Source organism: Pseudoduganella sp. GW821-FHT05F09 (genome assembly GCF_059419605.1).
This window is the reverse complement of record NZ_JBWKSD010000005.1, coordinates 303323-320061: the sequence shown is the minus strand read 5'-3', so window position 1 is coordinate 320061 and position 16739 is coordinate 303323. Positions and strand designations below refer to the sequence as shown.

The 16739-nt window shown below is 64.7% G+C and carries 24 protein-coding genes and 1 tRNA gene; 15 read left to right on the top strand and 10 right to left on the bottom strand.

Annotated features, from left to right (window positions below; genetic code table 11):
* Positions 1-137 precede the first annotated feature (137 nt).
* The gene (locus AC07S4_RS18320; RefSeq protein ID WP_494988019.1) at positions 138-728 is read left to right on the top strand and encodes a glutathione peroxidase; all 591 of its coding nucleotides are present in this window, start codon (positions 138-140) and stop codon (positions 726-728) included.
* 12 nt (positions 729-740) lie between these two features.
* The gene (locus AC07S4_RS18315) at positions 741-1946 is read left to right on the top strand and encodes a PGAP1-like alpha/beta domain-containing protein (protein ID WP_494988018.1); all 1206 of its coding nucleotides are present in this window, start codon (positions 741-743) and stop codon (positions 1944-1946) included.
* Here AC07S4_RS18315 and AC07S4_RS18310 read toward each other — a convergent pair whose 3' ends face one another.
* The 3 genes from AC07S4_RS18310 to AC07S4_RS18300 form a co-directional block, all read right to left on the bottom strand.
* Positions 1947-2165, bottom strand: coding sequence for a hypothetical protein (locus AC07S4_RS18310; RefSeq protein WP_494988017.1), 219 nt, complete (start codon positions 2163-2165; stop codon positions 1947-1949).
* Positions 2166-2221: 56 nt separating this feature from the next.
* Complete coding sequence (locus AC07S4_RS18305; RefSeq protein ID WP_494988016.1) at positions 2222-2443, bottom strand: hypothetical protein; 222 nt, start codon at positions 2441-2443, stop codon at positions 2222-2224.
* Between the two features lie 105 nt (positions 2444-2548).
* A complete protein-coding gene (locus AC07S4_RS18300) occupies positions 2549-2959 on the bottom strand; it encodes a rhodanese-like domain-containing protein (protein WP_494988015.1) in 411 nt (136 codons plus the stop codon).
* 96 nt (positions 2960-3055) lie between these two features.
* On the opposite strand from AC07S4_RS18300, the gene ftrA reads away from it, so the two are divergent.
* The 4 genes from ftrA (at position 3056) to AC07S4_RS18280 (ending at position 5146) form a co-directional block, all read left to right on the top strand.
* Entirely contained in the window at positions 3056-4012 is a 957-nt protein-coding gene (gene ftrA / locus AC07S4_RS18295; RefSeq protein WP_494988014.1) for a transcriptional regulator FtrA, read from the top strand.
* Positions 4013-4043: 31 nt separating this feature from the next.
* Positions 4044-4289 carry a FitA-like ribbon-helix-helix domain-containing protein gene (locus tag AC07S4_RS18290; protein WP_494988013.1) on the top strand — a complete coding sequence of 82 codons (246 nt, stop codon included), beginning with the start codon at positions 4044-4046 and terminating at the stop codon, positions 4287-4289.
* Positions 4286-4705, top strand: a complete 420-nt coding sequence (locus AC07S4_RS18285; protein ID WP_494988012.1) for a type II toxin-antitoxin system VapC family toxin — start codon at positions 4286-4288, stop codon at positions 4703-4705. Before AC07S4_RS18290 ends, AC07S4_RS18285 begins: the two co-directional genes overlap by 4 nt.
* Positions 4706-4786: 81 nt before the next feature.
* Positions 4787-5146, top strand: a complete 360-nt coding sequence (locus AC07S4_RS18280; protein ID WP_494988011.1) for a DUF1428 domain-containing protein — start codon at positions 4787-4789, stop codon at positions 5144-5146.
* Here the strand turns inward: AC07S4_RS18280 and pabB are convergent.
* From pabB to AC07S4_RS18265, 3 genes are read right to left on the bottom strand one after another with little or no spacing between them, the layout of a single operon-like run.
* Positions 5133-7004 carry an aminodeoxychorismate synthase component I gene (pabB, locus tag AC07S4_RS18275; RefSeq protein ID WP_494988010.1) on the bottom strand — a complete coding sequence of 624 codons (1872 nt, stop codon included), beginning with the start codon at positions 7002-7004 and terminating at the stop codon, positions 5133-5135. The two genes, AC07S4_RS18280 and pabB, sit on opposite strands and share 14 nt — an antisense overlap.
* 8 nt (positions 7005-7012) lie before the next feature.
* On the bottom strand, positions 7013-7588 hold the full coding sequence (slmA, locus tag AC07S4_RS18270; RefSeq protein WP_494988009.1) for a nucleoid occlusion factor SlmA: 576 nt from the start codon (positions 7586-7588) through the stop codon (positions 7013-7015).
* A 30-nt stretch (positions 7589-7618) separates the two neighbouring features.
* Positions 7619-8350, bottom strand: coding sequence for an HAD-IA family hydrolase (locus AC07S4_RS18265; RefSeq protein WP_494988008.1), 732 nt, complete (start codon positions 8348-8350; stop codon positions 7619-7621).
* Between the two features lie 24 nt (positions 8351-8374).
* On the opposite strand from AC07S4_RS18265, the gene AC07S4_RS18260 reads away from it, so the two are divergent.
* A complete protein-coding gene (locus AC07S4_RS18260; protein WP_494988007.1) occupies positions 8375-9277 on the top strand; it encodes a TraB/GumN family protein in 903 nt (300 codons plus the stop codon).
* A gap of 37 nt (positions 9278-9314) precedes the next feature.
* Here the strand turns inward: AC07S4_RS18260 and AC07S4_RS18255 are convergent.
* Both AC07S4_RS18255 and argB read right to left on the bottom strand, forming a co-directional pair.
* Positions 9315-9389 (bottom strand) — tRNA-Thr (locus AC07S4_RS18255).
* Between the two features lie 42 nt (positions 9390-9431).
* Positions 9432-10358 (bottom strand): acetylglutamate kinase, encoded by a 927-nt coding sequence (gene argB, locus AC07S4_RS18250; protein WP_056400633.1) that lies wholly within the window; start codon positions 10356-10358, stop codon positions 9432-9434.
* A 112-nt stretch (positions 10359-10470) separates the two neighbouring features.
* Between argB and AC07S4_RS18245 the strand changes: the two genes are divergently transcribed.
* The 3 genes from AC07S4_RS18245 to AC07S4_RS18235 are packed head-to-tail and all read left to right on the top strand — an operon-like array spanning position 10471 to position 11443.
* Positions 10471-11040 (top strand): sigma-70 family RNA polymerase sigma factor, encoded by a 570-nt coding sequence (locus tag AC07S4_RS18245; protein ID WP_161070202.1) that lies wholly within the window; start codon positions 10471-10473, stop codon positions 11038-11040.
* 17 nt (positions 11041-11057) lie between these two features.
* Positions 11058-11249: a zf-HC2 domain-containing protein gene (locus AC07S4_RS18240; protein WP_494988006.1), complete on the top strand. Its 192-nt coding sequence runs from the start codon at positions 11058-11060 to the stop codon at positions 11247-11249.
* Positions 11246-11443, top strand: coding sequence for a cysteine-rich CWC family protein (locus tag AC07S4_RS18235; protein WP_494988005.1), 198 nt, complete (start codon positions 11246-11248; stop codon positions 11441-11443). Before AC07S4_RS18240 ends, AC07S4_RS18235 begins: the two co-directional genes overlap by 4 nt.
* 7 nt (positions 11444-11450) lie before the next feature.
* Here the strand turns inward: AC07S4_RS18235 and AC07S4_RS18230 are convergent, their stop codons facing one another.
* Together AC07S4_RS18230 and AC07S4_RS18225 are read right to left on the bottom strand one after the other, a co-directional pair.
* Entirely contained in the window at positions 11451-12803 is a 1353-nt protein-coding gene (locus AC07S4_RS18230) for an extracellular catalytic domain type 1 short-chain-length polyhydroxyalkanoate depolymerase (protein WP_494988004.1), read from the bottom strand.
* A gap of 28 nt (positions 12804-12831) precedes the next feature.
* On the bottom strand, positions 12832-13248 hold the full coding sequence (locus AC07S4_RS18225) for a CopG family transcriptional regulator (RefSeq protein ID WP_161070199.1): 417 nt from the start codon (positions 13246-13248) through the stop codon (positions 12832-12834).
* 114 nt (positions 13249-13362) lie between these two features.
* On the opposite strand from AC07S4_RS18225, the gene AC07S4_RS18220 reads away from it, so the two are divergent.
* The 5 genes from AC07S4_RS18220 (at position 13363) to AC07S4_RS18200 (ending at position 16739) form a co-directional block, all read left to right on the top strand.
* Positions 13363-13734 (top strand): VOC family protein, encoded by a 372-nt coding sequence (locus AC07S4_RS18220; RefSeq protein WP_494988003.1) that lies wholly within the window; start codon positions 13363-13365, stop codon positions 13732-13734.
* A 31-nt stretch (positions 13735-13765) separates the two neighbouring features.
* Entirely contained in the window at positions 13766-13981 is a 216-nt protein-coding gene (locus tag AC07S4_RS18215; RefSeq protein WP_494988002.1) for a DUF1289 domain-containing protein, read from the top strand.
* Between the two features lie 8 nt (positions 13982-13989).
* Positions 13990-14901, top strand: a complete 912-nt coding sequence (locus tag AC07S4_RS18210; protein WP_494988001.1) for an MBL fold metallo-hydrolase — start codon at positions 13990-13992, stop codon at positions 14899-14901.
* Positions 14902-15002: 101 nt separating this feature from the next.
* Entirely contained in the window at positions 15003-15956 is a 954-nt protein-coding gene (locus AC07S4_RS18205) for an NAD(P)H-dependent flavin oxidoreductase (RefSeq protein ID WP_494988000.1), read from the top strand.
* 57 nt (positions 15957-16013) lie between these two features.
* Positions 16014-16739 (top strand): substrate-binding periplasmic protein, encoded by a 726-nt coding sequence (locus AC07S4_RS18200; RefSeq protein ID WP_494987999.1) that lies wholly within the window; start codon positions 16014-16016, stop codon positions 16737-16739.

Sequence of the window (16739 nt, the reverse complement as noted above, 5' to 3'; positions counted from 1 at the left end):
ATGGGGAGACTCGGCTTGGGACAGGTAAGCTGCCATTTTGCTGGCGCGGCGGGGGCCGGAGTTTAATCTGCATCAATAGTGCGGCGGTTAGGTGTTTGGCATAGAATGGTTTTTTTAATCTGATTGCCCCTACCGCCATGTCCAAGAAAATCGCCGCTCTCGCCATCGTGTCCTCGCTGGGTCTGCTGGGCAACGCCCCTGTCTACGCGCAATCGGCTGCTCCGGCCGCCGCACCGGCCGCCGCCAGCTGCCCGGCCATCCTGAAGCAGTCGTTCAACCGCCTGCAGGACGAGGCGCCGCAGGACCTGTGCCAGTACGCGGGCAAGGTTATCCTGGTGGTGAACACCGCCAGCTATTGCGGCTACACCAAGCAGTACGAGGGGCTGGAGGCGCTGTACGGCAAGTACAGCGGCAAGGGCTTGGTGGTGCTGGGCTTCCCGTCGAACGACTTCGGCAAGCAGGAGCCGGGTTCGGCCAAGGAAATCGCCGACCTGTGCTACAACACCTACGGCGTGAAATTCCCCATGTTCGCCAAGACCGTGGTGTCCGGCACGGCGGCCAATCCCTTCTATGCCAGCCTGATCAAGGCCACCGGCAAGACTCCGGCCTGGAACTTCCATAAATACCTGATCGACCGCAACGGCAAGGTGGTGGAGAGCTTCCCGAGCAAGGTCACTCCGGAAGACAAGCAGCTGGTGGGCGCGGTGGAAAAAGCGCTGGGCGGCTAAGCGCGCCGCGCCATGGCCACCAAGCTCGCTCTCAAGCCTGCCTTGGCGCCGACCGCGTCCCGCGTGGCTGACCTGATCGGCGCCACGCGTTTGGCCGCCGGCGCCGTGGGCGGCGTGGCCGATCTGGCGCAGGCTGTCCACTTGGCCGTACTGGGCCACGTTCCTGCGCCTGTGGGGCGGCCGCTGGCGCTGGCCACCTCAATGGTCTACCGCAGCGTGCGCGGCGTGGCGGGACTGGCGGGCGGCGGGCTGGAGCACAGTCTGGCGCGCCTGCAGCCCCTGCTGGGCGAGCGCAGCGGCTGGGCGGGCCGCGAGGCCGTCCTCGCCGCGCTGAACGGCGTGCTGGGCGACCGGCTCGCGCAGGACGGCAATCCCCTGGCCATACCGATGCAGTTCCGGCGCAATGGCCAGCCGCTGGCGTTTCCCCCGCCATCGGCGGCCCCGGGCGGCCGCATCCTCGTGCTGGCGCACGGCCTCTGCATGAACGACCTGCAATGGCGGCGCAACGGCCATGACCACGGCGCCATGCTGGAACGCGAGCGCGGCTACACGCCGGTCTATCTGCACTACAACACTGGCCGCCACATCTCTGAAAACGGCGACGATTTCGCCCACAAGCTGGAAGCGCTGCTGGCCGGCTGGCCGGTGCCGGTGGAGGAACTGGTGATTGTCGGCCACAGCATGGGCGGCCTGGTGGCGCGCAGCGCCTGCCACTACGGCGCGCAGGCCGGACACCGCTGGCTGGCCCATCTGAGCAAACTGGTGTTCCTCGGTTCGCCGCACCAGGGCGCGCCGCTGGAGCGCGGCGGCAACTGGGTCCACCTGCTGACCGATTTCACGCCCTACACGGCGCCCTTCACCCGCCTGGTCAAGCTGCGCAGCGCCGGCATCACCGACTTGCGGCACGGCAGCCTGCTGGACAGCGACTGGGTGGGCCGCGACCGCTTCGCCCATGGTGCGCTGCCCGCGCCGGTGCCGCTGCCGGAAGGCGTGGCCTGCTACGCGGTGGCCGGCACCATAGGCAAGGATGCAAGCCAGCTGAGCGGCCGGATGGCGGGCGACGGCCTGGTGCCCTTGGCCAGCGCCCTCGGCTGGAACGAAGACCTTTGCCGCTGCCTCGATTTCGCCCCTGGCCGCCAAGCCACCGTCTACCGCAGCAACCATATGGACCTGCTCGACTCCCCGCAAGTCCGGGAGCAGCTGCTGGCTTGGCTATAGTTACTTGCTCGAATTATTGGGGAAGTAGAATGAAATCACCAGCGTGACCAGCGGCAGCGCGCCGATCTTGACGAGTTCGAAGATGGCCGAGAGTGCACGGTTTTCTGGTGCGCAAGCATATGCTGCAATGATTCCCCCGCAGAGTAAGCCCATGCCGAGCAGGACTTGTTTGGCAAAGCGCAAACGCTCACCAGCGCTAAGCGTGACGTCCTGCTGCATCAAGATTTCCGTGAGATCCGGGGCATCACGTGCCCGGCGCTCCGGTTGACGGGTTGTCATAGTCCGTTGATTGGGCAGATCGCTTCCAGTTGGTCGTCTTCGTTTCGGCGGACTATCCCTACGCTAGATCCGTCGTTGCGCTGTCGTTCTTCGTCGGCAACAATGAGCAGCGCAAAGGCCCGGCGAACCGCTTCGATTTTCGGTATGCCGCTACGTTTGGCGATAGCGTCCAGTTTGCTGTCCAGGCTGCGGGACAATTCAAGATTCAAAGTTGGCATGGCGGCACCTCGCAATATCATCCTTTCATCCTAGTGCAAGCGATCGTTGTAATCCAGTGAGCGCAACATGTCCGGCATCAACGGTTGATTTAACTCAAACAGTGCTCACGCGACTGTGGCCAAGTCTGATCGCGCAAGGCTGAAGCCTTCGTCTAGCCAGCCGGTGATGCCGCCGGCCATCAGCTTGACGGGCAAGCCCAGCCCGGCCAGGCGGACGGCGGCGCGGGCGGCGCCGTTGCAGTGCGGCCCGGCGCAATAGACCACGAACAGCGTCCCCTCCGGATAGGCCGCCATCTTGGAGCCGATGATTTTACGGTGCGCCAGATCCACCGCGCCCGGCACATGGCCGGCCGCGTACTTCTCCGTGCCGCGCACGTCGAGCAGCACGAAATCCTGCTGGCCGCTGCTGAGCGCGTCATGCACGTCCCAGCAGTCTGTTTCAAACGAGAATTCGGCCTCGAAATGCGCCAGCGCGAGCGGGCTGGGGGCGGCGGCGGTTGCGGTCACGTGCGACATGGTCAACTCCTGTTGTTGGTTGCGGTATGGCCATTATCAAATTCCCGGTCATCCGGCGGCAGTGGCGCATATGCCAATATGCGGTAAGATTACGCCATGAAAAAGCACCTTGTCGTCGCCCTGGCCTACGACCGGCTCTGCACCTTCGAGTTCGGCTGCGTGGTGGAATTGTTCGCGCTGGAACGCCCCGAGCTGGGCGTGGACTGGTATGACTTCCAGGTCTGTGCCATCGAACCGGGCCCCATCCGGGCGGCGGGCGGCATTACGGTGCAAGCGCCTTACCGGCCCGAGCTGCTGGCGCTGGCCGACACCATCGTCATCCCCGGCTGGCGCGACGCCGACGAAGCGCCGCCAGCGGCACTGCTGGAAGCCATCCGAGCCGCCCACGCGCGCGGCGCGCGCCTGTGCTCGATCTGCTCCGGCGTGTTCGTGCTGGCCGCCGCCGGCGTGCTGGACGGCCTGCGCGCCACCACCCACTGGCGCTACACCGAACGCCTGGCGCGCCGCCACCCGCGCATCATCGTGCAGCCGGACGACTTGTACGTGGACCAGGGCCAGGTCATCACCTCGGCCGGCTCGGCGGCCGGCATCGACATGCTGCTGCACCTGGTGCGGCGCGACTACGGCGCGCGCGTCGGCAACCTGGTGGCGCAGCGGCTGGTGGTGGCGCCGCACCGCGAAGGCGGCCAGGCCCAGTTCCTGCCGCGCCCCATGGCGCACGACGAGCAGGGCCGGCTGGCGCGCCTGCTGGACTGGCTGCGCGCCAATCCGGCGCTGCCGCACACCGTCAAATCGATGGCCGAGCGCGCGGCCATGAGCGCGCGCACTTTGCAGCGGCAATTCCAGGACGCCACCGGCATGGGACCGGTGGAATGGCTTACGCGCGAGCGTGTCGCCATCGCCAAGGACCTGCTGGAATCGCCGGATATTCCGCTCGCGCAAGTGGCCGAGCGCGCCGGCTTCGGCTCGGAAGAATCGCTGCGCCACCACTTCCGCCGCCTCGCCGCCACCAGCCCCGGCGCCTACCGCCGCCAGTTCGCCGAGCAGTGCTAGTATTGAAGCATGGAGTGTCCAAGGAGGCGAAATGAATACGCTGACAATTCGAAATCTTGATGATGAATTACAAGCAAGGTTGCGAAGCAATGCGGCTAGGAATAAGCGATCTGTTGAGGATGAGGCTTTGCAAATTCTCAAGCAAGTGCTCGCTGCAGAGCAAATCTCCGAAGGATTGGGCAGCAAAATCAGCAGGCGCTTTGCGCATCTTGATTTACCTGAACTTGCTCTTCCCGTCCGCAAGGAAAAGCCGCGCGCAGCGAACCTTTCGGAATGATAATTCTTGATACTAATATTTTGTCGGAGTTGATGCGGTCTGCGCCGGATCAATCTGTGGTTGCATGGATAGACAATTTACTAACTGGTGAAGTCTTTATTACCGCTATTACAGTTGCCGAGTGCCTATATGGCGTGGAACGTCTTCCCCCTGGAAAGCGCAAGGCATTATTGGCCCAAGCGCTGTCCAATATGCTGCTAGAAGATTTTGATGGCCGTGTCCTGGCGTTTGATGGCGCAGCGGCGGAGCGCTACGCTGCACTGGTCGTCGCGGGCGAACGTTCCGGCCATCCTGTCAGTATGGCAGACGGCCAGATAGCGGCGATATGCCAAGTCCATTCCGCGGTGTTGGCAACGCGCAATGTCAAGGATTTTGGGCGCTTGGGAATTTCGCTGCATAATCCTTTCTCCAAGTAATCTAGAGGTTATCGTGTGCTGCTTGTTCTGCGCGCGTGGATGGCCTAATCTGGGAGACTCACAAACGCGAAGGAGACAGCCATGCCTTATGTCGATGGATTTGTTTTGCCGGTTCCGATCAAGAACCTGGATGCGTATAAAAGAATGGCCACCGTGGGCGCCGCCATCTGGCGCGAGTTCGGTGCGCTGGAATACCGCGAGTGCGTTGCCGACGATGTGAAGCCCGGCAAGCACACTTCCTTCCCGCAAGCCGTCCTGCTGGAGGAGGGCGAGACGGTGGTGTTCTCGTGGATAGTCTACGAGTCGCGCGCCAAGCGCGACGAGGTCAACGAGAAAGTGATGAAGGACCCGCGCCTGGAAGAGTGGATGAAGCCCGAGAACCTGCCCTTCGACGGCAAGCGCATGTTCTTTGGCGGCTTCGAGATGATTATCGACCAGTAGCCTGCGGCGCAAGCTGCGCCCGCATTGCGCCGCGCAGCGCGTTGCAGACCACGATGTCCTCGGCCTGCTCCAGCATGGCGCGCGTGATGACGCGCTCGCTGGCGTTCCAGGCCGGATCGTCCAGCATGGCGGCGCGCATCACGCCGGGCAGCAGGCCGCTGGCCAGCGGCGGCGTGTACCAGCGCCCTTCCAGTTTCACGAACACGCTGCTGCGCCCGCCTTCCGCCAGTTCGCCGCGCTCGTTGAAGAACAGCGTGTCGAAAGCGCCTTGCGCTTCGGCCGCTTTCCACGCCGCGTCGTAGCCTGCGCGCAGGCTGGTCTTGTGGCGCAGGAACAGGTCGCCGCTGCTGGTGGCGTCTTCCGACAAGAGCACCCTCACCGGCTCCGTCAGCGGCGCCAGCGCGCCCTGCTGCACCGCGAAGGCGCCGGCCTGGTTCAGCGCCAGGCGCAAGCGCGTTGGCGTGGCGGGCGCCATGGTATTGCAGGCCATGGCGATGTAGGCGCGCGCCGCCTTGTCGTCGTAGGCAAAACCGAAATAGCGCGCCGACGCGGACAGGCGCTGCAAATGCCGCTCCAGGTTGCGCGGGCCTTGCTCGCGCGTGGCGTACATGGTTTCGAACAGGTCGAAGTCGTTGGACAGTCCGGTGAGGAAGCGCGCCTTGAGCTGGCATTCGGCGAATTCGTCATTGGCTTCGCTGTCGTAGACGATGCCCGCGCCCACGCCCATTTCGCCGCGCCGCGTGCCGTTCCGCGGCGCCTGCAGCGCCAGCGTGCGGATGGGCACTGACATGCAGAAATCGCCCACGCCGTGGTCCGAGGGCTGGAACCAGCCGATGGCGCCCGTGTACAGGCCGCGCGGCGCAGCTTCCAGTTCGCTGATGATTTCCATGGTGCGCCGCTTGGGTGCGCCGGTGATGGAGCCGCAGGGATAGAGCGCGTCGAAGATGCCGGCCATGTCCACGCCGCTGCGCAGTTTGGCGCGCACGGTGGACGTCATTTGCAGCACGCTGCTGTAGCGCCGCACCTCGAACAGCGCCGGCACTTCCACCGTGCCGGTCTGCGCGATGCGGCCGATGTCGTTGCGCAGCAGGTCCACGATCATCAGGTTTTCGGCGCGGTTCTTGGTGTCGGCCGCCAGCGCGGCGGCGCGCTTCGCGTTCTCCGCCTCGTCGCCGCCCGCCGCTGCCGGCGCCGTGCCCTTCATGGGCCGCGCGGTCAGCTCGCCGTTCTCGTGGCGCACGAACAGTTCCGGCGACAGAGACAGCACCGCCGTACCGTCGTCCAGCGCCACCAAGGCGCCGTAAGGCACGGGCTGGCGCGCGCGCAGGCGCTCGTACAGCGCGAAGATGGAGCCGAAGGCGTCGAAGCGCAAACGGTAGGTGTAGTTCACCTGGTAGGTGTCGCCCGCCGCGATGTAGTCGCGGATGCGGCCGATGGCGCTGGTGAACTGCGCCTGGTCCACATTGGCGCGCACGTCCGCAATGCCGGCCGGCGCCGGGTCGGCGGCCGAACACGCGGCCAGCCAGCTGGCCACTTCCGCCTGCGACAGCAAGTCGCAGCGGTTGAAGATCAATATCTGCGCCAGCGGCGCGCCTGCGGGCAGCGCGGTGTCGGGGCGTACCGGCGCGCTCATGCCCGCGATATGCGCGCCCAGCTCGTAGGCGCACAGCGTTACCGCGTGCTGGCCGCTGGCCAGCGCGGTTTCCATCTGTTCCAGGATGCGGTGCCAGCCTGCCAGGCCGGTGCAGCGCAGCGTGGCCGCGTGGCCGGTGTACAGGCGCGAGCGCGCCGTGGCCATGCCGTCCGGGCTGGCGTCGTCCAGCAATGCGAAGCACTGCACACTCGGTTCTGCGTTCATGGTCTGGGTCAGTTCAACAGCAGGGCGATCTGGATCGCCGCGTCCTGCGCGGGGTTCAGCTTGAAGCCGCTCTTGGCGTAGCGGTGCCAGCGGCCCGCCACATAGCTTACCAGCATGGCCGCGCGCGGCGCCACGTCCGCCTCGTGGCCGTGGCCGGTGCTGGCGGCCTGGCGCAAGGCCTGCTTGAGCGCCAGCTCCACGCGGTCGTAGAACTGGTTCATGCGCTGCTGCAAGCGCTCGTCCTCGTTCACCAGCGCGTCGCCGATCAGCACCCGCGTCATGCCCGGATTGCTGCTGGCGAACTGCAGCAGCATGCCGACGATGCCGCGCGCCTGCGCCAGGCCGTCTTCCTCGCGCTCGGCGATCTGGTTGATCAGGCCGAACACGGTGGTCTCGATGAATTCGATCAGGCCCTCGAACATCTGCGCCTTGCTGGCGAAATGGCGGTACAGGGCCGCTTCGGAAAACTCCAGCTTGCGGGCCAGCGCGGCGGTGGTGATCTTGTCGCCTTTGGGCTGTTCCAGCATCTCGGCCAGAGCTTCCAGAATTTGTTGCCTGCGTTGGCCTGGCGGTGTGCTTGCCATGGGATCTCGACGTGTGGATGAAAAAGAAACTCAGCGCAGCCGGGACAGGCGCGCTGGCAGATGCCGGACAGATTTTACTTTGACATCGACCCAAGCGGGGCGAATTAGTCTTTTCGGCACATGGGCCGCGCCGATGGGATCGGCCACTTTCAGGTATTGCGTCACCCAGGCGGTGCGCATGCCCAGGCCGTGCGCGGTGCGCAGATTGGCCAGCGTGTCCTCCACCAGGATGCAGCGCCCCGGCGTTACGCCCTGCTTGCGCATCAGCCTGCGCAGCATGAGCTTGGACGGCTTGGGCCGCAGCTGGCGGTGGATGCGCATCGACTCGATGGCGATATGGTGCGAGAAGTGGCGGTGCAGGCCCATATGGCGCAGCACCATGGTGGAGTAGCGGTGCGGCGCATTGGTGAGCAGGACCTTGCGGCCGGGCAGGGCGCGCAGCAGGCGGCCCAGGCCTTTTTCGGCCCGTATCATCTGCGCCAGGTTGGGCATGCTGTGCGTCTCGTGCAGGAAATGCTCGGAGCGCACGCCATGGTGCTTCACCAGTCCCAGCAGGGTGGCGCCGTAGCGCTGCCAGTACAGCTTGCGCGCCGCGTTCACCTCGTCCGCCCCGGCGGGCGCGCCTTCCTGGCCCAGCACGCGCGCAATATAGGCGTTCATATTCGCGGTAATGGCCGGGAAGATGGCATGCGAGGCGTTGTGCAGCGTATTGTCCAGATCAAACAGCCAGACAGGCGCGCGGGCGTAGGGTTTATTATTCACGGCAGCTTCAGTCAAAAGGAAAACATGCGACGCCAAATTATAGTGATGTTTTGCAGTCTGTTCTTGCTGCTGCCCGGCGCGGCCCAGTCCGGGGCCGCCGTCAACCGCGGCGCGCTGTTCAAGCTGGAACAGGGCGGGCATACGGCTTATCTGTTTGGCACCATCCATGTCGGCGCGCCCGACTTTTATCCGCTGGAGCCGCGCGTGATGCAGGCCTTGCAGCGCGCCACCGTGCTGGCGCTGGAGGTGGACCCGCTGGGCAATCCGGAGCAAATTGTGCAGGCGGTGCGCGAACACGGCATGTATGCGCGCGGAGGCGGTCCCGCTTCGGCCGAGCTGCCGGCGGAATACCGGCCGCGCCTGGCGCGCCTGCTGCGCCGCTACGGCATCGACGACGGCGCCGTGGCGGCCATGAAGCCGTGGATGCTGGCCAGCCTGCTGACCGTCAGCGAATTCGCGGCGCAGGGCTACCAGGCCAGCCTGGCGGTGGACTCCTGGCTGTCGCAGCAGGCGCGCGAGCGCAAGGTGCCGGTGCTGGAGCTGGAATCGGTGGGCGGCCAGATGGCGCTGTTCAGCGGCATGAGCGCGGCCGAGCAGGCGCTGTTCCTGCAGGAGGGCATCGCCGCCATCGAGGACCAGGAGCAGGCCGCGCAGGCGCGCGAAATCACCGACGCCTGGGGCAAGGCGGATGCGGCCGCGCTGGAAGCGCTGGCGCGCAAGGCGGCCGATGACGACACCTTCTCGGGCCGCTTTGTGCAGCAGGTGCTGCTGGACGGGCGCAATCCGGCACTGGCGGACAATATCGTGAAACTGCTGGCGCGCGAAAAAAACAGCCTGGTGGCGATCGGCGTGCTGCATCTGGTGGGAAGGAATAGCGTACCGGAATTGCTGAAGCAGCGCGGCGTTGCGGTGGAGCGTATTTACTAGGGGAGGCTTACTACGGAAGGGGTGCTGCGGGAAGAAATGGTGCCCTTTACGTGGATTGAACACGTGGCCTCTCCCTTACCAAGGGAGTGCTCTACCACTGAGCTAAAAGGGCATTCAAAAGTCAGGCGGCGCTTGCTGCTGCACCGCCAAACATTTAGTGAGACCGGATCATAGTGCCAAAAGCCTGTTCCGTCAAGACTTCCAGCAACAAAGAATGCTCAATCCGGCCGTCGATGATGTGGACGGTGTTGACGCCGGATTTGGCCGCGTCCAGCGCTGACGAAATTTTAGGCAGCATGCCGCCGGAAATGGTGCCGTCGGCGAACATCTCGTCGATCTCGCGCGCCGACAGGTCGGTGACCAGGTTGCCGTTCTTGTCCTGCACGCCGGCGATATTGGTCATCATGATCAGTTTTTCGGCTTTCAGGATTTCCGCGATCTTGCCCGCCACCACGTCGGCGTTGATGTTGTAGGCCTGGCCGTCCTGGCCGAAACCGATAGGCGAAATAATGGGAATGAAGGCGTCGTCCTGCAGCGCTTTCACCACCGCCGGGTTGATCGCGTCGATCTCGCCGACGAAGCCGATGTCCAGGAACTGGCCTGGATTTTCGCGGTCGGGCATCGCCATTTTGCGCGCGCGGATCAAGCCGCCGTCCTTGCCGGTCAGGCCCACGGCCTGGCCGCCGTAGTGATTAATCAGCATCACGATATCCTGCTGCACTTCGCCGCCCAGCACCCACTCCACCACTTCCATGGTTTCTTCGTCGGTGATGCGCATGCCCTGCACGAAAGTGCCTTGCTTGCCGATTTTCTTCAGCGCGTTGTCGATCTGCGGACCGCCGCCGTGCACCACCACCGGATTCATGCCCACCAGTTTCAGCAAAATCACATCGCGCGCGAAGCCATGTTTCAGGCGCTCGTCGGTCATGGCGTTGCCGCCGTATTTGATGACGATGGTCTTGCCATGGAAATTGCGGATGTAGGGCAGCGCCTCGGCCAGAATCTGAGCCTTGATCGCGGGCGACACCGCGGTCAGGTCATCAGAAGGTACGGCCAGGGTCAAATTGGTGAGTTGGGTCATGGCGAATCCGGTAAAAAGGTGAGCGATGTTAAGTCAAAGGCTGGCTTCCAGCACGCATTATAGGGCTTTTTGCGGTTGTAATTTCCGGGATGTTCCGCTAGGCTCGCCGGATATGCCTACCTCGCCATCCCTCCACAGCCAGCTTGAGGCCATGCGGCCGCAGCTTGTCCGATTCGCATCATTGCAATTGCGGAATGACGCGCTGGCGCAGGACGCGGTGCAGGACACCCTGATCGCCGTGCTGGAACAGCCCGAGCGTTTCCAGGGCCAGTCCTCGCTGCGTACCTATGTGACCGGCATTTTGAAGTACAAAATCATCGACAACCTGCGCGCCGCCACCCGCGAGCGCCAGATCGACACCGTGGGCGACCAGTCCGAGGACGACGCCATCGACGCGCTGTTCGCGGCCGACGGCCACACCGTGGACATGCCGCGCCAGTGGGGCGACCCGGACCGCACGCTGGAGCAGAAGGATTTCTTCAAGGTGCTGGAGCTGTGCCTGGAAAAGCTGCCGGCCAAGAATGCGCGCGTGTTCATGATGCGCGAGTGGCTGGAGCTGGAGACGGAAGAAATTTGTAAGGAATTGGCGATTACTTCGGCTAATGCCTGGGTGCTGCTGTACCGCGCGCGTTTGCGCCTGCGCGAATGCCTGGACCTGAACTGGTTCGGCGCACGCGGATAAAGGCAGAGGAAGAGATGATGAGCGGCTTGAAACCAACCTGCAAAGAAGTGCACCGCCTTGTTTCCGAAGGCATGGACCGCGAGCTGTCGCTGGTCGAGCGCACCCGCATGCGTTTGCACCTGATGGTGTGCGGCGCCTGCACGCGCTTCAGCAACCAGATGGACACCCTGCGCAAGGCCATGCGCGTGTTCCCGGGTGACGAGCCATGAGCGTGTGCAAGCGCTGCGGCGCGGAGTTCAGCTGCGCCATGATAGCGGGCGAAGGGGACGGCGGCCCGTGCTGGTGCACCGCCATGCCTCCCGCCGTCCCGGTGCCCGGCCCGGCCACCGACCTGACCTGCTGGTGCCCCGCCTGCCTCAAGCAGCACATCGCCGAGCGCGAGCGCCCTGCATCGGCGCCTTGAGAAAAGCCTAGCCCGCCACCGTGCGGAAGAAACGCATCATCTCCCTGCTCGCGTCCGGCCCTTTGCCGTCGGTATAACTGCCCGCCGCGCTGCCGCCCGACCAGGCGTGTCCCGCCCCATGCACCACCCAATGCTCGCCCAGCGGCGTGCCGTCCTCGTGGCGGTGCGTGGTGACGGTGTAGCGGTGCCCATTCGGCACGCTGCCCGCATCGGCTTCCGCTTTGGCCTGCCCGTGCGCGCGCAGCTTCTGTTCGATCACCTGCTCCCCATTGCGCGGATGCACCGTGTGATCCTGATCGCCATGGAACACGATAATCGGCGGGCTCGCGCCCTCCGCGTGCGGGGCCTTCGCCACATTGCCGGACGCGCCGCGCTTCATGGCGCTCAGCGCCGACGGCAGATCCTGCGCCGACGCATACGGCAAGCCCGAATGCACACCCACCGCCGCGAACAGGTCCGGATACAGCGTGCCTACGATCACCGCCATCGCCCCGCCCGCCGACAGCCCGGCCACGTACACCTGGCGTTCATCGACCGGATACTCCGCGATCACCTGCTGCGCAATGCCCGCGATAATGGACGGCTCGCCCTGGCCGCGCTGCTGGTCGAGCGCATTGAACCAGTTCCAGCACTTGTGGTTATTGGCCTGCTGCGATTGCGCCGGATAGACCACGAAGCATTGCTTCTCCTCGGCCACCGCGTTCATTTGCGTGCCGGCCGCGAAATCGTCCGGGTCTTGCGTGCAGCCGTGCAGCATCACCAGCAGCGGCATGGCCTGGCCGTGGTAGCTGCTCGGAATGTACAGCTTGTAGCTGCGCGTGCCGGCGTGGTTGGTATAGCTGCCGCTGACGAACTGCGCGCCTTCCGGCACCGGCGCCTGCTTGCTTTTGCCGGGCATGCCGGGCACGCCGCCGAGGTCCGGCATGTCGAAATGCGGCATCTCGAACTTGCCGAGATCCAGCCCCGCCGGCAACTTGCCGGCCTGGATGCCCAGCTGGCCCAGCAGGTCCTCAACGAACGCTTGCGCGTTGGGTGGCGCCTGCGGCGCGGCTGCGGTATCCGGTGCGTTTGGCGCCTCTGGTGCAGCTTGTGCACGCGCCGCACGCGGCGGCTCCCTGAATGCTTCCGCTTCCGGCAGCGGCGTAGCGCTGCGCGCCGCTGCGCCGGGTGGCGGATTGATGTCCCGCATCGGCGGCGCTTCCTGCGGCGCGCCGGGCGCGGCTTGCGCTTGCGGGCGGCCTCCGATGTGCAGGCCGGCCAGCGCCTGCTGGATCGCTGCGGTGGCCGCTGCCGGTCCCTTGCCCAACAAATTCTGCGTCGCCGCTCGCATCTGGCTGAATAGCTTGTGATCCAATTTCATGTCCTGCCCCTCAAGCGCCGACTGCACGCTAATGTATGCGCCCTGCAAGCGCGGTTTTCAACACGGCGCTGGCGTGCAACGCACCCAGCACGAAGATTGATTCTATGGTCGCCAGCGCCAGTTCCACCGACACGTCATTGGCAATGCTCGCCAGCCCCAGCACATGGATACGCAAGCGCTCCCCGGCCGCCTGCAACTGCTCCAGGTCCTGGCGGGTGTAATGCTGCATGCCCAGCACCAGGCTTTTGCGCGCCACGGTCTGTTTCACCACGTCGGCATGCTGCGCCAGCTGGTTGCGGATGGCGGTGCGGATGAGATCGGTGCGGTTGGCGTAAAAGCCCTCCTGCACCAGCAAATCGATCTGCCCGAGGTCGATCGGCCCCAGGTTGATCGTGATCTTTTCCGACTCGCTCGTTTTCAGTCTCAGTTCTTGTTGTGTAGTCATTGTCTCCATCCATACACCATCCGTATGGATGGTAGTATAGGGACGAAATCTGCAAGGGCAAGCGCTTTCTTTGCGCTTGGAGTATGGTTGAGGCCTGTTCTCATAGGTAAAACCATGGCAAAAATAATTGGACTCGACCACGTGCAAGTGGCCATCCCCGTAGGTGCGGAAGACACGGCGCGCGCGTTTTACGGCCAGGTGCTGGGCATGCAGGAGCTGCAAAAACCGGCCAACCTGGCGGTGCGCGGCGGCTGCTGGTTTGCTTCGGGCAACCAGCAAATCCATATCGGCGGGGAAAGCAGTTTCCAGCCGGCCAAGAAAGCCCACCCGGCGCTGCTGGTCGACGACCTGGCCGGCTACCTTGCCGAGCTGAAGCAGCGCGGCCTGGACGGCGGCTTCGACGAGCCGGTGCCGGGCGCCCTGCGCGCCACCATCTTTGACCCTTTCGGCAATCGGATTGAACTGGTCGAACGCCTGGCGCGGTAAAATGCGCGCATTCTTCCTGTAAAACAGCGCAATGAGCATTGAAAATCCCACCGGCACGCCCGAACTGGCCTCCCCGGTGCCATCCCCCTGCGTCAGCCTTTGCAAAATGAACCGCGAAACCGGTTATTGCGAGGGTTGCATGCGCACGATCGATGAAATCGTGCAATGGTCGCGCGCCGACGACGATTTCAAACGCACCGTGTGGGCCGAAATCCGCCGCCGCGAGCAGCTGATCGATTTTGAATAGACGTAACAATGAACGCTTTACCAGACAACATCCACGTCTTTGAACGTGGCTGGCTCTCGTCCAACAATGTGCTGATGCTGGGCCGCCACGAGGTCACGCTGGTCGACAGCGGCTATATGAGCCACGCGCCGCAAACGCTCGACCTGGTGCGCCACGCGCTCAAGGGCCGCCGCCTGGACCGCATCGTCAACACGCATATGCATTCCGACCATTGCGGCGGCAACGCCATCCTGCAGGCGCACTACGGCAGCGAAACGCTGGTGCCGGTGTCCGAGCTGGAGCACGTGCGCCACTGGAACGAGGACAAGCTCAGCTTCAAGGCCACCGGCCAGCAATGCCAGCGCTTCAGCGCCGACGGCCCGCTGTCGCCGGGCGACAAGCTGACCATGGCCGACCTGGAATGGCAGGTGCTGGGCGCGCCCGGCCACGACGTGCATTCGCTGATGCTGTTCTGCGCGCAGCACGGCATCCTGATCTCGGCCGATGCGCTGTGGCAGAACGGCTTCGGCGTGATCTTCCCCGAGCTGGACGGCGAGTCCGGCTTTATCGAGGAGCGCGCCACGCTGGACCTGATCGCCACGCTGGACGCGCGCGTGGTCATCCCCGGCCACGGCGCCGTGTTCACCGACGTGGCGGCGGCGCTGAAACGGGCCCGCACGCGGCTTGATTTCCTGTCCGGCAACCCGGTGCGCAACGCCGAGTACGCCGTCAAGGTGCTGCTCAAGTTCCTGCTGCTGGAGCGCCAGCGCATGAAGCTGGACGAGGTGCCGGCCATGTTCGCCGCGCTGCCCATCGTGGCGGCCGCGTCCCAGCGCTATCTGGGCAAGACGCCGGAAGAAACCGCCGAGTGGACCATCAAGCAGCTGGTGCGCGCCTGCAGCGCCCGCATCGAGAGTGGGTACTTACTCAACGACGGCTAAGCGCGGGATAAGCGACAGCGGGACACAGTTTAGAGCACGACCGTACTATTTTCGACTTATAATGGTTTGATCGTTTTCAATCATTTAACCCGGAGTCCGTCATGGCCTTGCCCACCGTGCTGCAAAACCTGTCCCTTCCCGTCATCGCCTCGCCGATGTTCATCGCCAGCGGCCCCAAGCTGGTGGCGGCGCAGTGCAAGGCCGGCATCGTCGGCTCCTTCCCGGCGCTGAACGCGCGCCCGGCCGAGCTGCTGGACACCTGGCTGACCGAGCTGCAAGCCGAGCTGGCCGCCTTCCAGGCCGCCAACCCCGGCAAGCGCGTCGGCCCCATCGCCGTGAACCAGATCGTGCACCAGTCCAACGACCGCCTGGCGCACGACGTGGAAGTGTGCGTGAAGCACCAGGTGCCCATCATCATCTCCTCGCTGCGCGCGCCGCCGAAAGAGATGATGGACGCCATCCACAGCTACGGCGGCATCGTGCTGCACGACGTGGTGAACATCCGCCACGCCGAAAAGGCGCTGGAAGCGGGCGTGGACGGCCTGATCCTGGTGGCCAGCGGCGCCGGCGGCCATGCGGGCACCCTGTCGCCGTTCGCGCTGGTGGGGGAGGTGCGTAAATTCTTCAAAGGTCCGATCGCCCTGTCCGGCTCCATCGCCACCGGCGACGCCATCCTGGCGGCGCAGGCCATGGGCGCGGACTTCGCCTATATCGGCTCGCGCTGGCTGGCGACCGAGGAATCCAATGTGACGGACGAATACCGCAACGCCATCGTGGAGTCGGCGGCGGCGGACATCGTCTACACCAATCTGTTCACCGGCGTGCACGGCAACTACCTGAAGAAATCCATCCTCAACGCGGGCCTGGACCCGGAGGCGCTGCCGGAATCGGACAAGAGCAAGATGAGCTTCGGCACCGGCACCGCCAAAGCCTGGCGCGACATCTGGGGCGCCGGCCAGGGCGTGGGCCTGATGGACGACGTGCCAACCGTGGCCGAGATGGTGGAACGCCTGAAGGCGGAATACGCGGCGGCGCGGGCGCGCCTGAGCTTGTAGTAGTGTTTTCGCCGCAGTCGCGGCATACTGCCTGGTACCCCTATTCCGAAAGCGCACATGACTGCGTGGAGTGCCCATTTCCTGGCCTGTGCCCTGGCGCTGGCAATGTGCGCACGGCCGGCGGGCGCGCAGGAACAGCTGACGTTTGCGGCGGTCACGGATCTGGATACGCGTATCGGCGCAGAGGTGTTGCGCGCCGCATACGCGAAACTGGGTATCACCATCAACGGCAAGGAGTTGCCGGCCGCACGCGCGCTGGCGCTGTCCAACGACGGCGTGCTGGACGGCGAAATCAACCGCATCGAAGGGATGGAGAAACTCTATCCCAACCTGATACGCGTGCCCGTCGCCATCAGCCAGATGGAAGGCGTGGTGTTCACCAAAGGCCTGAACTTTCCCGTCACGGGCTGGGAGAGCCTGCGCCCGTACCGGATCGGCACCAGGATAGGACTGAAATTCGCGGAGCAGGGCATGGCCGGCATGAGCGTCGAACGCGTGTCGACCGTGGAACAATCATTCGCCAAGCTGGCCGCCGGCCGCGTGGATGTGGTGGTCGAAGCCAGGCTCTCGGGCCTGTGGCAGCTGCAGGCGGCCGGCCTGCGCGGCATCGCGCCGCTGGAACCGCCCCTGGTCAGGTTTCGCCTGTTCCACTATCTGCATAAAAAACATGCAGACCTCGTGCCGCGCATCACCGCCGTGCTGGAGAAAATGCAGGCGGATGGCCAGTTGCAGGCGCTGCGCAAACAGGCGATCGCCCACTATCTGGGCAGCGCGGCCAACTAA

Bases quoted from the DNA above. Each gene is read 5' to 3' on its own strand.
- AC07S4_RS18320 (WP_494988019.1), top strand. From the start codon at position 138: ATGTCCAAGAAAATCGCCGCTCTCGCCATCGTGTCCTCGCTGGGTCTG.
- AC07S4_RS18315 (WP_494988018.1), top strand. From the start codon at position 741: ATGGCCACCAAGCTCGCTCTCAAGCCTGCCTTGGCGCCGACCGCGTCC.
- AC07S4_RS18310 (WP_494988017.1), bottom strand. From the start codon at position 2,165: ATGCAGCAGGACGTCACGCTTAGCGCTGGTGAGCGTTTGCGCTTTGCC.
- AC07S4_RS18305 (WP_494988016.1), bottom strand. From the start codon at position 2,443: ATGCCAACTTTGAATCTTGAATTGTCCCGCAGCCTGGACAGCAAACTG.
- AC07S4_RS18300 (WP_494988015.1), bottom strand. From the start codon at position 2,959: ATGTCGCACGTGACCGCAACCGCCGCCGCCCCCAGCCCGCTCGCGCTG.
- ftrA (WP_494988014.1), top strand. From the start codon at position 3,056: ATGAAAAAGCACCTTGTCGTCGCCCTGGCCTACGACCGGCTCTGCACC.
- AC07S4_RS18290 (WP_494988013.1), top strand. From the start codon at position 4,044: ATGAATACGCTGACAATTCGAAATCTTGATGATGAATTACAAGCAAGG.
- AC07S4_RS18285 (WP_494988012.1), top strand. From the start codon at position 4,286: ATGATAATTCTTGATACTAATATTTTGTCGGAGTTGATGCGGTCTGCG.
- AC07S4_RS18280 (WP_494988011.1), top strand. From the start codon at position 4,787: ATGCCTTATGTCGATGGATTTGTTTTGCCGGTTCCGATCAAGAACCTG.
- pabB (WP_494988010.1), bottom strand. From the start codon at position 7,004: ATGAACGCAGAACCGAGTGTGCAGTGCTTCGCATTGCTGGACGACGCC.
- slmA (WP_494988009.1), bottom strand. From the start codon at position 7,588: ATGGCAAGCACACCGCCAGGCCAACGCAGGCAACAAATTCTGGAAGCT.
- AC07S4_RS18260 (WP_494988007.1), top strand. From the start codon at position 8,375: ATGCGACGCCAAATTATAGTGATGTTTTGCAGTCTGTTCTTGCTGCTG.
- argB (WP_056400633.1), bottom strand. From the start codon at position 10,358: ATGACCCAACTCACCAATTTGACCCTGGCCGTACCTTCTGATGACCTG.
- AC07S4_RS18245 (WP_161070202.1), top strand. From the start codon at position 10,471: ATGCCTACCTCGCCATCCCTCCACAGCCAGCTTGAGGCCATGCGGCCG.
- AC07S4_RS18240 (WP_494988006.1), top strand. From the start codon at position 11,058: ATGAGCGGCTTGAAACCAACCTGCAAAGAAGTGCACCGCCTTGTTTCC.
- AC07S4_RS18235 (WP_494988005.1), top strand. From the start codon at position 11,246: ATGAGCGTGTGCAAGCGCTGCGGCGCGGAGTTCAGCTGCGCCATGATA.
- AC07S4_RS18230 (WP_494988004.1), bottom strand. From the start codon at position 12,803: ATGAAATTGGATCACAAGCTATTCAGCCAGATGCGAGCGGCGACGCAG.
- AC07S4_RS18225 (WP_161070199.1), bottom strand. From the start codon at position 13,248: ATGACTACACAACAAGAACTGAGACTGAAAACGAGCGAGTCGGAAAAG.
- AC07S4_RS18220 (WP_494988003.1), top strand. From the start codon at position 13,363: ATGGCAAAAATAATTGGACTCGACCACGTGCAAGTGGCCATCCCCGTA.
- AC07S4_RS18215 (WP_494988002.1), top strand. From the start codon at position 13,766: ATGAGCATTGAAAATCCCACCGGCACGCCCGAACTGGCCTCCCCGGTG.
- AC07S4_RS18210 (WP_494988001.1), top strand. From the start codon at position 13,990: ATGAACGCTTTACCAGACAACATCCACGTCTTTGAACGTGGCTGGCTC.
- AC07S4_RS18205 (WP_494988000.1), top strand. From the start codon at position 15,003: ATGGCCTTGCCCACCGTGCTGCAAAACCTGTCCCTTCCCGTCATCGCC.
- AC07S4_RS18200 (WP_494987999.1), top strand. From the start codon at position 16,014: ATGACTGCGTGGAGTGCCCATTTCCTGGCCTGTGCCCTGGCGCTGGCA.